Genomic DNA, 12119 nt, shown 5'->3' with positions numbered 1-12119 from the left:
CCTGGTCCGCCGCTTGATCAGGGTGATCCGTAGCCTGGCGCGCGGATCCCTGCACCATGGTCACGAGCATGCCGCCGTAGGGGTCCTGGTGCGCGCATGCGAGATCTCATTCCCTCACCGAGGGCAGCTCACTCCTACCATTGGTATGATTGAGTTGTGGATGCTAAGCAGACTCCCGTCAAGCAGCCCCTCCGTGTCGCGAAGCGCGGCAAGGCCGCGAAGGTTCGTAAGCCCGCGGGCGGTCCGGGTGCGACCGAGAAGTTGTCGGCGACCATCCGCCGGGGCCGCAAGGCTGAGATCCGCGAACAGGCCCGCAAGCTGGGCCTCTCCGATTCTGCCTACGTTGATGAGGCGATCGCGGCCAAGCTCCAACTCGACGCCCTCGCCGAGTTCGTTGACGAGCTGGAAGATCGGCACGGACCGTTCAGTGAGGACGAGATCCAGGCCGCCCTCGCCGCTTGGCCGTCCGCGCAAGATCAGTGAGCACCGTGCGAGGCCGTCGAGCTGCGAGGCTCGGCGGGGTTCTGGTACTCGACAACGACGCCATCAACAAGGCCGCCACGGACCGCGACGTTGCGATCTTCTTCGCGGCTGCGCTGCGCAAGCAGGCACGCTTGGTCACGTCCAGCGTCGTGCTGACGGAGATCTTGCGTGGCTCCGACCGGGACACGAAACTGAACCATGTGCTGTCCAGCACCAGGACCGTCGTTGAGCCTGTCACTGAGGACCTTGCACGCGCCGCCGGGAAGCTGATCGGTGACGCAGGGTTCGACTCCACGGAGGTTGTTGACGCCTTGGTCGCCGCGACGGCTCACATGTACGCCCATCGTGCGGAGGCGGCGGGGCAACAACCTGATGTGCTGATCTTGACCGCCGACGCCACCCATCTGCCGGGGTTGGCCGGTGACCGAAAGGGAGTAAGGGTGCAGAACGTGAAGGACATTCGCTCTTCCTGAAGCCCGCTTGTCACGGCCCCACTGGACGCTGGGGGATGGCCGTATCGGGCGCGGAATCGACCTGAGCGGCGGTCGGCAGACCGGGCTACATCAAGGCTTTTAATGGGGATGCAACGTCAAACGCATGCGGGCGCTGCGGCCTCGGCATCGCGCACGTGCAAACTCCCCACGCGCGCGGTTATGTAGAGGCCGGTGTGATCCGGCGTAGACCCCGCACGTCACGGACACGCCCGGCGAGCCGTCCGGTCGGGCGTTTCGCCTTCCCCCTGTCGAAGGATTGCGAGCGTGGGCGTGGATCACCCCCGTGGGCCGGGCAGAGGCCCCGAGACCGCCGACAAGGTCCCCCCGCAGGGCACTCGCGACCAGTCGCCGGCCGATCCGACCGGCGACAAGCAGCAGACCCTCGGGGACCGCTCGATCGAAGCCAAGTCGGACACCAAGAAGGATCCAGAGGCCGACAAGACCTACGTCGGCATCCAGTTGACCGAAGAACCCGATGACACAGCCGACCCCGCTGAGGCCGGCAACAGCGGCCCGGAAGCGGAGAAGCCCGGCCAAGCCAAGGCCGAGGACCCGCGCGAGGACGAGGGCGAGCTGGTCAACGACAACCGTGGACCCGGGACCGGTCTACCCGAAGCCGGAGGGGCGAAAGACCAGGACGACCGCACCAAGGAACCGCACCCCCAGGACAGCGGTAGCAGCGCGGACGACAAGATTGACGACCCCGAAGCACCTCAGCAGCCAAACTCCCTCTCCACCGACTACGAAGCCCCTCCCAGGCCGTTCTCCCGCCTGGAAAGCCTGGCCCGCGCCCGCGAAGCACAACTCCAAAACGCAGAACAACTGCGAGCCATCTTCCAAGACGCCCAGACCGCCGATGGCGACAGAGAAGCCCCACCGCAGAGCGAGAACCGGGGAGGCGACGAGCGCGAGCCCGAAGCACAGCCCCCAACCGCTGAGGCACCCGGCGGTACCGACGACGACAGCGGCGAACCGCCAGCCGAACCAGCAGACCCCCTGCCCCCCGCAGAAACTGGCGAGAATTCCGCGCCCCCAGAGGCTCAAGGTGACCAGGGCGGGGACAGTGGTATGGATGCGGAGGGAGACGGTACCGGTGAGGGCGCAGCGAGCAAGCCCACACGGTTGGAAGGGCGTAGAGACTACGTCGTCGACGATCCGGCCGTGCCCGGTAGGACGATCACTGATATCGACTGCATCGAAGACGGGGTGCTGTGGGAAGAGAAAAGTGCGACCAACGCTGGCGACATCGAACGATGGGTGGCCAAGCACATTGACAAGAAGTTCTCATCTTATCTCGATGCGCGCCAGTACATGGTCGACTACGAACAAGCGCCCATCGGTTTTCGCTTCACCAGTCCCGGTGCCGATCCCTCATTTCGATCCGAGGTAGAATCGGCAGTCGAGAGGTTGCGTCAAGCGAATCCAAACGAACAGATCATGCTGGAGTGGTCATAATGGGTTACATCTTCGACATCGACGACGAGACCGTGTGGAGCCCATCACTGTGGGTCGGGCAACTGTATGTCAACCTTGCGGAAGCGATCGCCCGTACCCTAGAGCTTCCAACGGGCCTGGAGGCGGTTGCCGAAGATATGTACGACATCAACCCGTCTGTGTTTAGTGAATTTACGAGCGCCCTTGTGAAAAATTACTTTTCCACCCACCACGTCGTTGCTCAAGAGTTGCTGCGCGGTGTACTACTCACCTCCCTGGTGATGGTTCAACGAGGCGGCGTGGAGATCGCTCCCGACGGTGAGGAACAGACGTCCTTCTGGTCATCTATGCCAGAATTTGCACAAAGAATGCCGACCTGACTGCAAATGGGTGATGTCAGATCCTCTTGACGCTCCCTGTGCATCCGCCCCGTACCTCGGCGGTGCCCCGTCTCGCTGCCTCGGGGCGAGGCAGCAAGACGGGACGGACGGTGACGTGTGGCGGCCCGAGTTCCCCAGCCAGGGGCCGTGCAGCACCGCCGAGAATGAGGAACACTCTCCTAGCCCATTCCGTGGGGTCGTCCCTCCCGCGGCCTACCAGGTGCCGGGGAACATGCGGTGTCTGAGCAGGTCTTCGACCTGTTCGGCAGCGGCTTTGGTGTCGCCGCAGGGAGCCAGGTAGGCGCGCCGCCCGCGCTCGGCGTCGTGGTATCCCCATGCGCCGCCAGGAACGGCCAGGACGACCAACCCGAGCCCGACGTGATCGTCGGGGCCGCCGGCGTAGACCCATAGCAGAGGCACCGGGAACCCCTGCGGGCGGTAGAGCCGGACGAGGCGCCACCCCCGAGGCTCCAGAGCCACGGCCAACAGGCTCAGGAACGTTTCCGTCGTGGCGCGGCCCCGGTACGTCCGCCACCGCAGGACGTGCCGCTCAACCTGGACGTTCAGAGGGCGCAGATGGCCCATACGATCTTTCCGCCTTCCGTGATCGGTCGGGTTCCCCAGTCGTGCACGATCTGCGACATCAGCAGCAGGCCCCGCCCCGAGGTCGCCTCCAAGTCCTCCGGGCCGACCACCGGCAGCCCCGCTCCCTGGTCCCACACCTCGATCACCGCCAAGTCCGCGCGGACGTCGCGGAAGACACGAAGGATGATCTGACCCTCGCCGTGCCGGCACGCGTTGGTCACCAACTCGCACACCACCAGACGCGCCACGAAGTCGTCCGCGGAGCCCCACATCCGGAACTGCGCGGAAAGGAAATTCCTCGCCAACGCCGGCGCACTTTCGTTGGGGGCGAGAAGAAGAGTCGGGATTTCTGGGGCAGGTGCGGACATATCGCTACAACCTTCGGAACGTTGCCGGTTACTTCGGGTGTAAGGATGCTCGCTCTGAGCTACGCTCGCTACGTTCCGGAACCATCCGCAACAAACGGGAGAGGCCATGCTCGCGCGGGAGTCGCTCGACCCGTCAAGATCGATTTGGCACTTCATAGCGTGCCACCTGCGCCGCCACCGCAAAGCACACGGAATGTCCGGGCAGGCTCTCGGCGACCTGCTTGAGTGTGACCGTTCGACTGTTTCCCGCTACGAGTCCAACACGCTCAAGCTCAAGCGGGAACACGCGGAGATCATCGACCGTGTGTGGAACACCGACGGCATGTTCACGGCCCTGGTCGGGTTCGCCGAGCGTGCCGACGAGGGCAACTGGCTGCTGGAACTCGCCGAACTGGAGGCGCGCTCATCCAGGCTCAGGATGTGGGAGTCATCGGTCATCCCGGGGCTGTTCCAGACACCGGACTACGCGCGTGCCGCACTGAGCGCCGGAACAGCGGAGGATCTTCAAGCGACCCTTGAGCGGCGGCTGGCACGGCAGGCCACCGTATTCGGCAGGACGAAGCCACCACGAGTGACGGCCCTTCTCGGCTGGGCGGCAGTGTCACAAATCGTGGGCGGTCCGGACGTCATGCGCGGCCAACTCACTCGGCTGATCGAGCTGAGCGAGCTTCCCTTCATCAGCATCCGGATAGTGGAGAACAACGCGGGCGCGCATCCGGGCCTCGACGGCCCTTTCGTGCTCCTCACGGTCGGCGACCGGGACATCGCCTACACCGAAGCGGCGACGCGTGGCTGCTTCCTCATGGACCCGTTCGATGTGCAAGAAGTGGCAGTAAGGTACGACTTGATGAGCGACATAGCCGCCCCGGTCGGCCCAAGTCGGGCCTACCTGGAGGCCGAACTGGAGAAGTACACATGACCCAGTGGCGCAAGTCGAGCCGCAGCGGCACAGGCGGCCAGTCCAACTGCGTGGAGGTTGCGAATCTCTCTGGTGACGTCGGCGTACGCGACAGCAAGGACCCGAGCGGCCGCCACATCACCCTTCTGGCTGAGCGCTTCCGCCGACTGGCCGCCGACATCAAGCGCGGAGCACACGACCTCCCCTGACAGCCCATCATGCGATCACGACGAGAGCCCGTGAGTCGAGCGGTGCGGCGAGGGCTCTCTTACCGCAGACGGCCGAAACGTTCATGGTCGAGTTGCCCACTCGGTCATGGAGGGGCACGAAGCTGCCGGCTCATTTGGTGGGCAAGTTGGAGCCGACTAACGTCTACATCGATGTCGTCGCTCATACGGTCTGGGCAGTCCTGCAACACCGGCCCGCAATCGTCCATGACGAGCCCGGCATGCTCGGTCGGTTGCAGGATCGGGCGGCGTGGGTCCTGAACGGAGCCGCGATGTCCGTCCAGTCGCGACGGGAGTTGGAAGAGGTCCCTCTACGGTCTACGTATGGCGGACGGCCGTTAAGAGGAGGGTGAGCATGGCGAATGAGACGGAGCGGCTGGCGGGTTTCCTGTACGAGATCGGCCTTCTTAAGCGCTACAAGCGCACAGGCTGGCTCGTGGCAGGTGTGAAGGACCCCGAGAGCATCGCCGATCACTCGCTCCGTACGGCGGTCATCGCAAGCGTCCTGGCCGCGATGGAGGGCGCCAACCCCGAGCGCGCCGCGTTGCTCAGCCTCTTCCACGACACTCAGGAAACGCGCCTCACCGATATCCCTTATGTGGCCAAGCCGTACGTGAAGAAGGCACCCAACGAGCAGGTCACCGAGCGCCAGACACGCGGCCTGCCTGAGGTGGTCACGAGGATGATCTCGGGTGTAGTCGCGGAGTACGAGGGGAAGGCCAGCGCCGAAGCGATGTGCGCCCGCGACGCGGACAAGCTTGAGTGCCTCATTCAGGCCATCGAGTACCGGGAGCACGGCAATCAGAACACCGAGCCGTGGATAGACAGCTCACTTGCGCAGCTCCAGACTGCGTCTGCCAAGCGTCTCGCCGAGGAGGCGCAGAAGACCGGCTCTCTCGGCTGGTTCAAGCGAGCGTTGAACGGCGACGAGGGCGCGTAACAGCGTCCTCGTCCTGGGCATTCGATGGTGTTGCTGTACATCAGACATCCCGGGTTTGGTCGAACCTGGGAAGACCATCAGTCGAACGAGTACGGCTGCCCACCTCTTCGCAACCTACGACGGATGAAATCCCTCCCCTCGCCAGATCGACTGGACGAACCTGACACCGAGGACGTTCTCGGCGGTTCCTGTTCTTGCTGCGCAGACCGGGTAGTGGGTATTCCATCAGCAAGATGAACGGTGCGGTAGCGGCCGACAGTAAGCGTCAGAATCGGCTCGCCAATTGACATGAACTTGCCTTCGAGAACTGACGCATAATCAGGTCAATGCGGGATGCAAGATAGCTGGTAGAGCGCTACCTATTGTGGATAACTTCCGCTCGGAAGATCACACTGGCCAGGTGGGGACCGAGCGCGGTCCTTAAAGCCAGGAGCGGAGGTATATAACGACAGACAAGCGAGGCAACGGCAGGGCGGAGCCGCTGCAGCGTCGAGCGAAGCTCGGCGGTGGGCGGCGGCGAGAGCGGGAGCTGAGAATCCGTGTCAGCGACGTGGAGTATGAAGAGCTTCACGAAGCGGCGACGCGAGCCGGGCTCGCCTGCAGCGCTTTCGTCGTAAAGACCGTTCGCACTGCGATTCGCGAGCAGCGACCTGTGGACGGGGCGCTCGTGGCGTTGCATGCCGAGCTGCGGAATGCCAGCCGTCAGATCAACGCGGTCGGGGTGAACCTCAACCAGCTCGTGCGCCATGCCAATGCCTACGACGAGGTCCCGGAATCAGTGACGTGGTTGGCGGCGTACTGCTTTCAGGTGGTGCGGCGGGCGGAGGCCGTCGTCGTGGAACTCGGTAGGCGGCTGCCGTGATCGCGAAGGTCACTCGCGGCGCCGATGTCGGCAACCTCCTGCGCTACCTGTACGGGCCGGGCAAGGGCAACGAGCACGCCGACCCGCACATCGTTGCCGGGTACCCCACCCGGCCGCTTTGGAACCCACACGACGCGCGGACGGGAAGCGTGATCTCCGGCCGCTGGCCGAGGCGCTGCGCTCGCCCCTGGAGACGATGCGGCGGAGCCGGCCCGCTGAGCCGGTCTGGCAGTGCTCGCTCCGGACCGCCCCCACTGATCGTCCCCTGACCGATGAGGAGTGGGCCGACGTCGCCGAGGAGCTGATGCACCAGACCGGCATCGCACCACGCGGCGATCCCGAGGCGTGCCGGTGGATCGCCGTGCGTCACGCCGACGATCACATCCATGTCGTGGCCACACTCGCGCGAGAGGACGGCCGCAGACCCAACATCACCCGCGACTACCTCAAGGCCCGCACTGCGTGCCAGGTTGTCGAGCAGCGGTATGGGCTGTGCCGTACCGCGCCCGCGGATCGGACGGCGGCGCCGCGTCCTTCGCGTGCTGAGCTGGAACGGGCCCAGCGCGCTGGCTTGGAGGAGCCGCCGCGTGTTGCGTTGCGGCGGCACGTGGCCGCCGTTGCCGCATCGTCCGGCAGCGAGGAGGCGTTCTTCACCGGCCTGCGTGAGCGCGGGCTGGCGGTGCGGCTGAGGTTCAGCGTCCGGACGCCCGGTGAGGTGACCGGCTACGCCGTCGCGGTGCCCGACTACAACAACTCGGCGGGTGAACCGATCTTCTTCTCCGGCGGCAAGCTCGCCGCCGACCTCACCTTGCCCAAGCTGCGTCACCGATGGACGGACGGCGAGGCCCGCCGACCGACGGTCCGGTCGCGCAGGTGGACGCCGGGTTCGTCCGCCGACCACGAAGTGCGGGCCGCGGCCTACCGGGAGGCCGCCCGAGCGGCCGGGACGGCGGCCTGGCAGATGCGAACGCTCCATGATCCAAGGGCCCGCGCCGATCTCGCAGTGGCGACCGCTGACGTCCTGCACGTCACGGCGGACATCACCGGCAACCGCGAACTGGCCCGGGCCGCCGACGACTACGACCGCGCTGCCCGAGAACCGTTCGGTCGTCCGCCACCGGTCACTCCGTACGGAAGCGCCCTGCGTGCGGCAGCACGGACGCTTGCAATCGCCAACGTCGGCTGGGGAGATCGACGCGAGCAGAGAAGAGACCTCACCGTCGATCTGCTGTTCCTCATAGCGAACCTCGCCGACCTCATCGAGTCGGCGGCCGAACACCGTCTTGCCCAGCAGCGCCTCGCCCAAGCCGATGCCGCACGCCGGGCCGCAGAGAGGCTGAACGCCGTCCGACGGACGGAGCCCCGACCAGCTACCTCGGTGCCGCCGCACTCGATGCCTTCGGTCGCGCCATCCTCCACGCCCGCCACCAAGGCGCGGGATGCAGCGAGGCGGTCGACCAGGCCCGGAGCGCGATCAACCACGTTCACAGCAGCGGTCTGTCGCCCGGAGGCAGCGCAACACCGTCCCCCGCCCCCGTCGTCGAACCGGCACCTGCGGCCACGCTCCGACGAACCGAGCCACGAGCGAGACATCCCGAGAATGGGCGGCTGCGCACGAGATGGTTCGGCAACCCCCGGAGAGGGGCCGGAGCGTGAAGCAGATGAGCCAGGACGAGTTGCTTGCGCTCCCCATCACGGTCAGCGTCGAGACCGCAGCCCGTGCCATCGGGCTCGGGCGCACGCGCGCCTACCAGCTTGCCCGCCATGGACAGTTCCCCTGCAAGGTGATCCGCATCGGCGCCAGCTACCGCGTCGTGACAGTCGACCTACGGCGGCTCCTCGGCATCGAGCCGAACTAGCGAGCCGTCCAACGAACGAAGGTCCGGTTCCCGTCAGGGGGCCGGACCTTCCGTGTTGAGGGTGCCAGGTTCGTCGGCGTGCTGATCTCCGCCAGGGATGGTCAGACCATGATCACCGAGGTTCGTAGTTGAACCAGGATGCCGCCCAGACGTGCCAGATCCCAGTGAGGGTGACAAATGATCTTGAAAGAGGCACTCAAGATCGCCCCGCAGGGCTCTGACCTGGGGAAACGAGAGAGCGGGCGACGGGAATCGAACCCGCGTAGCCAGTTTGGAAGACTGGGGCTCTACCATTGAGCTACGCCCGCGAGCGGAGGGTTTGCGGGCCCTCGATCGCCAACCCGTAGCGTACAGGGTTCCGGGGGCGGGCGTGCCCGGTGGTGCGGGCGCCGGGTTAGGAGCGGCGGCGGGGGCTGATCGGGTCTAGACTTCTCGCGTCATCGTGTGCGGGCTGTAGCGCAGTTTGGTAGCGCACCGGCTTTGGGTGCCGGGGGTCGTGGGTTCAAATCCCGCCAGCCCGACGGGACGTCCCGGGCCGCCGCTCGGTCGACGCCGTGAGGCGCGCTCGGGCGGCGGCCGGATGCGGGGACGCGTCCTACATTCCCGGGCCTTCGCGGCGGCCGGTGCCGGTGCGGGTCTCCGCGGTTCCGACCTTCGGCTTCTTGGTCTTCCTCATGCCCATCGCGCCGAGGAGACCCAGGAGGCCGAGCAAGCCCCACAGGCCCGCCTTGCCGCCGCCGTCGTCCTCGTTCTGCGCCTGCTGCTGCACCTGCTGGACGGCCGGTGGCTTGGCCTGCTCCGCGAATGCGGGTGCCGCGGGACCGAACGCGACCAGGGCGGCCAGGCTCACCGCTCCGAGGAACTTGCGCATGCTCTTCCCCATTTCCCTAAGTAATGAGTGGCGGATCCAGTCGCTGCCAGGCAGTTCCCTGAAGGGTTGCCGCGTAACGCCTCATACCGGGCGATCACCGTTTGTTGGCGCTTTTCTGAAGTACAGGAAAGGGGTAAAGGAGATTATGAGCGACGTATGGGTGTTTCGGGGGGTGTGGTGGCAAGGGTGCCGGCGCGGACTTCGCCCAGGACGGTCGCGACGGTACCGGCGACCTCGGGGGCCGCTTCGCGGAGGGCTTCGGCGGACGCGTGGTGGCTGCGGGCGTCCACGTGGGCGGCCTTCAGGAGGGGGAGGACGTCGGAGAGCCGGTGTTCGAGCCAGCCCATGGGGTCGGCGGTGAGGCCGGGCTCGAAGACGCGCCGGCCGGGCTCGTTGTCGAGCATGCCCGGGTGGTGGTGCATGCGGTCCTTGGAGCCTGGACCGCCGGTGACCGACTCCAGGAAGTCGGCCCGCCAGACGGCCTGGTCCACGACGACCTGCTGGGACGCGTTGGGGGAGCCGCGCCAGGGGGGTGTGCCGAGCAGCCGCAGTTCGACGCGGACGCCGCGTTCGTGTCCGCCGCGGTGGGGGTCCGGGTCGACCAGGTAGAGGTCCTCGACCGTGATCCCGAGGGTGTGGAAACAGAACACGCGCAGCACGTCAGGCTCCCCTCACTGTCCTTTTTGTACGATACGTGGAGAATTGGGCCAATCAAGGGTGAGAAATGCCTCGGGGCCGCCGCGCCGCGGGCCTCACGGTGTTTTGAGGGCCTCCGTCTCCGCGGTGCGGACGTCGTAGTCGGCGCGGGCGGCGTCGATCTCTTTAAGATGGGACTCCGCCCAGCTCACGAGGGTGTTGGCCGCGTCCATCAGCGTCGCGCCCATCGGGGTGAGCGAATAGTCCACGCGCGGCGGCATCACCGGGTACACGGTGCGCGTGACGATGCCGTCGCGTTCCAGGCCGCGCAGGGTGACGGTGAGCATCCGCTGGCTGATGCCGTCGATCTCGCGCTTGAGTTCGGTGAACCGCTTGGTGCGCTCGCCGAGCAGCGCGATCACCAGCAGCGACCATTTGTCGCCGACGCGGTCGAGGATCTCGCGGGCCCGGCACCCCGCGGGTGTGTGCTCCATGGTTATCTCCAGGTGACCAGGGCAGAAAAAAGTGCCTTCTTGTGCCGACTCCGAGGGTGTCCGCACCATAGAGGCGGTTCCCAAACAGAACCGCCTTACTTGTCGTAACCCTAGGAGACACGATGACGACCGAGCTTGTCGAGATCCCCGGCTACATCGCCGGCACCTGGACCATCGACCCCGTCCACTCCGACGTCGGCTTCACCATCAGGCACCTGATGGTCAGCAAGGTCCGCGGGCGCTTCGGGACGTTCGAGGGGACGGTCGTGACCGGCGAGGACCCCATCGGCTCGTCGGTGACCGCGACCATCGACCTGACCTCGATCGATACCGGCAACGCCCAGCGCGACGCGCACGTCAGGTCCGCCGACTACCTCGACGTCGAGAAGTACCCGGCGATGACGTACCGCTCCACCGGGGTGCGTCGCAACGGGGACGGCTTCATCCTGGACGGCGAACTGACGTTGCGCGGCCTGACCAAGCAGGTCCCGCTCGATCTGGAGCTGGGAGGGTTCGGCCCCGACCCGTTCCGGCAGGACGACCCGTTCAAGGGCGCTCGCGCCGGTTTCACCGCGACGGGCGAGATCAGCCGGCTGGAGTTCGGCGTCGGCGACGCCGGCAAGGTTCCGGGCGGCAACGGGCTCGGGCTGGGCGACAAGGTGCAGATCATCTTGGAGATCCAGGCGAGCCTCCAGACGTCCTGACCCGGACGTGCGCGGGCGGCACCGGGACACGGCCGGTGCCGCCCACGGGCGTCGTCCCATTGCCTGAGCCCCAGTTCCCGGGCCAGCGGGACGATCCGGGAGCGGCGCTGTGCGGCGAGGCCCGGCTCACCCGCGAGGTACCGGTCGATCGCCGCCTCGCTCAGTTCCGTCCAGCGGGGGACGAGCCACGCCGGGTCCGCGTCCGGGAACGAGCGGATGATCGCTTCGGCCGCCGCCCCCTCATGGTCGAGGAGCGTCCCGTCGAGGTCGAACAGCACGGCCGCGATCATGTGAGGAAGGCGGCGAGCGCGGCGGTCAGCTCGGCGGGCGCGTCCTCCTGCACCAGGTGTCCGGCCCCGTCGATCACCTGGAGGCCCGAACCGGGGACGAGGGCGGCGAGTTCGTGGCCCTTGGCGGCGGGGATCCAGGTGTCGGAGGCCCCGACCAGACGGAAGAACGGCGACCCCCACGGGGCGAGCGCGACGGGGTCGACAAGGGCGAGGGCGTGGTAGCGGGGTCCTGCCCGGCGCTCATCTCGGACGTTCCGTACCCCGGCATGTCCCACACGTACACGCGGTGGGTCGTTGCCAGAGCGCGCGCGACACCACGCCACACGTAGGACGAGAACGGCGTGCCGTGCAGCAGGACGACCGGGTCCGCGTGCTCGTCCCCATGCACGTCCCACCGAACCTCACCGGATGCCGGTACGTCTTGCCCAGCGTCCGGTCGTGCAAGGGAGCTCCAAACGTCGTCGGGCGAACAACCGTCTCACCATCCTCGTGTCTTCGCCCGCAACGCATGGAACGGGCCCCTGACCGGCGTCCAAGGTGGTCAGGGGCCCGATGTCTCGGCTGCCTGAGGGGGCTGGGAGGTCCCCCGGGCGA

The 12119-nt window shown here is 66.7% G+C and carries 16 protein-coding genes, 2 tRNA genes and 1 pseudogene; 12 read left to right on the top strand and 7 right to left on the bottom strand.

From position 1 onward, the window contains the following. Positions 1–156: 156 nt before the first annotated feature. From ACGFK0_RS18085 to ACGFK0_RS18070, 4 genes are all read left to right on the top strand, one after another. The gene (locus ACGFK0_RS18085) at positions 157–483 is read left to right on the top strand and encodes a hypothetical protein (protein ID WP_392906082.1); all 327 of its coding nucleotides are present in this window, start codon (positions 157–159) and stop codon (positions 481–483) included. Further along, complete coding sequence (locus tag ACGFK0_RS18080) at positions 480–956, top strand: PIN domain-containing protein (RefSeq protein ID WP_392906080.1); 477 nt, start codon at positions 480–482, stop codon at positions 954–956. Before ACGFK0_RS18085 ends, ACGFK0_RS18080 begins: the two co-directional genes overlap by 4 nt. A gap of 285 nt (positions 957–1241) precedes the next feature. Next, a complete protein-coding gene (locus ACGFK0_RS18075) occupies positions 1242–2432 on the top strand; it encodes a hypothetical protein (RefSeq protein ID WP_392906078.1) in 1191 nt (396 codons plus the stop codon). Beyond that, on the top strand, positions 2432–2791 hold the full coding sequence (locus ACGFK0_RS18070; RefSeq protein WP_392906076.1) for a DUF6086 family protein: 360 nt from the start codon (positions 2432–2434) through the stop codon (positions 2789–2791). The genes ACGFK0_RS18075 and ACGFK0_RS18070 overlap by 1 nt, the downstream gene beginning before the upstream one ends. 213 nt (positions 2792–3004) lie before the next feature. On the opposite strand, the gene ACGFK0_RS18065 is transcribed toward ACGFK0_RS18070, so the two are convergent. After that, positions 3005–3271 carry a hypothetical protein gene (locus ACGFK0_RS18065; RefSeq protein ID WP_392906075.1) on the bottom strand — a complete coding sequence of 89 codons (267 nt, stop codon included), beginning with the start codon at positions 3269–3271 and terminating at the stop codon, positions 3005–3007. An 83-nt stretch (positions 3272–3354) separates the two neighbouring features. Further along, the gene (locus ACGFK0_RS18060) at positions 3355–3744 is read right to left on the bottom strand and encodes an ATP-binding protein (protein WP_392906073.1); all 390 of its coding nucleotides are present in this window, start codon (positions 3742–3744) and stop codon (positions 3355–3357) included. Between the two features lie 106 nt (positions 3745–3850). On the opposite strand from ACGFK0_RS18060, the gene ACGFK0_RS18055 reads away from it, so the two are divergent. The 6 genes and pseudogenes from ACGFK0_RS18055 to ACGFK0_RS18030 all read left to right on the top strand — a co-directional run bounded on the left by ACGFK0_RS18055 (position 3851) and on the right by ACGFK0_RS18030 (position 8530). After that, positions 3851–4663: a helix-turn-helix domain-containing protein gene (locus tag ACGFK0_RS18055; RefSeq protein WP_392906071.1), complete on the top strand. Its 813-nt coding sequence runs from the start codon at positions 3851–3853 to the stop codon at positions 4661–4663. Next, entirely contained in the window at positions 4660–4851 is a 192-nt protein-coding gene (locus tag ACGFK0_RS18050) for a DUF397 domain-containing protein (protein WP_392906070.1), read from the top strand. The genes ACGFK0_RS18055 and ACGFK0_RS18050 overlap by 4 nt, the downstream gene beginning before the upstream one ends. A gap of 373 nt (positions 4852–5224) precedes the next feature. Further along, positions 5225–5809 (top strand): HD family hydrolase, encoded by a 585-nt coding sequence (locus tag ACGFK0_RS18045; protein ID WP_392906069.1) that lies wholly within the window; start codon positions 5225–5227, stop codon positions 5807–5809. 442 nt (positions 5810–6251) lie between these two features. Beyond that, the gene (locus ACGFK0_RS18040; protein ID WP_392906509.1) at positions 6252–6671 is read left to right on the top strand and encodes a plasmid mobilization protein; all 420 of its coding nucleotides are present in this window, start codon (positions 6252–6254) and stop codon (positions 6669–6671) included. 196 nt (positions 6672–6867) lie between these two features. Continuing rightward, positions 6868–7104 (top strand): annotated as a pseudogene (locus tag ACGFK0_RS18035) (relaxase/mobilization nuclease domain-containing protein); the annotation flags it as partial. A 1228-nt stretch (positions 7105–8332) separates the two neighbouring features. Next, entirely contained in the window at positions 8333–8530 is a 198-nt protein-coding gene (locus ACGFK0_RS18030; protein WP_392906068.1) for a DNA-binding protein, read from the top strand. A gap of 237 nt (positions 8531–8767) precedes the next feature. Here ACGFK0_RS18030 and ACGFK0_RS18025 read toward each other — a convergent pair. Then, positions 8768–8838, bottom strand: a tRNA-Gly gene (locus tag ACGFK0_RS18025). 139 nt (positions 8839–8977) lie between these two features. Between ACGFK0_RS18025 and ACGFK0_RS18020 the strand changes: the two genes are divergently transcribed. Continuing rightward, a tRNA-Pro gene (locus tag ACGFK0_RS18020) sits at positions 8978–9051 on the top strand. A gap of 74 nt (positions 9052–9125) precedes the next feature. On the opposite strand, the gene ACGFK0_RS18015 is transcribed toward ACGFK0_RS18020, so the two are convergent. The 3 genes from ACGFK0_RS18015 to ACGFK0_RS18005 form a co-directional block, all read right to left on the bottom strand. After that, the gene (locus tag ACGFK0_RS18015) at positions 9126–9401 is read right to left on the bottom strand and encodes a WGxxGxxG family protein (protein WP_392906066.1); all 276 of its coding nucleotides are present in this window, start codon (positions 9399–9401) and stop codon (positions 9126–9128) included. A 143-nt stretch (positions 9402–9544) separates the two neighbouring features. After that, positions 9545–10060 carry a hypothetical protein gene (locus tag ACGFK0_RS18010; RefSeq protein ID WP_392906064.1) on the bottom strand — a complete coding sequence of 172 codons (516 nt, stop codon included), beginning with the start codon at positions 10058–10060 and terminating at the stop codon, positions 9545–9547. 93 nt (positions 10061–10153) lie between these two features. After that, positions 10154–10531, bottom strand: a complete 378-nt coding sequence (locus ACGFK0_RS18005; protein WP_392906062.1) for a winged helix-turn-helix transcriptional regulator — start codon at positions 10529–10531, stop codon at positions 10154–10156. 122 nt (positions 10532–10653) lie between these two features. Between ACGFK0_RS18005 and ACGFK0_RS18000 the strand changes: the two genes are divergently transcribed. Continuing rightward, positions 10654–11235 carry a YceI family protein gene (locus ACGFK0_RS18000; protein WP_392906061.1) on the top strand — a complete coding sequence of 194 codons (582 nt, stop codon included), beginning with the start codon at positions 10654–10656 and terminating at the stop codon, positions 11233–11235. 286 nt (positions 11236–11521) lie between these two features. On the opposite strand, the gene ACGFK0_RS17995 is transcribed toward ACGFK0_RS18000, so the two are convergent. Continuing rightward, positions 11522–11800 carry an alpha/beta fold hydrolase gene (locus tag ACGFK0_RS17995; RefSeq protein ID WP_392906521.1) on the bottom strand — a complete coding sequence of 93 codons (279 nt, stop codon included), beginning with the start codon at positions 11798–11800 and terminating at the stop codon, positions 11522–11524. Between the last annotated feature and the right edge of the window lie 319 nt (positions 11801–12119).

Source organism: Spirillospora sp. NPDC048823 (genome assembly GCF_043198445.1).
GTDB lineage: Bacteria > Actinomycetota > Actinomycetes > Streptosporangiales > Streptosporangiaceae > Spirillospora.
This window is presented reverse-complemented; position numbering and strand designations above follow the sequence as displayed.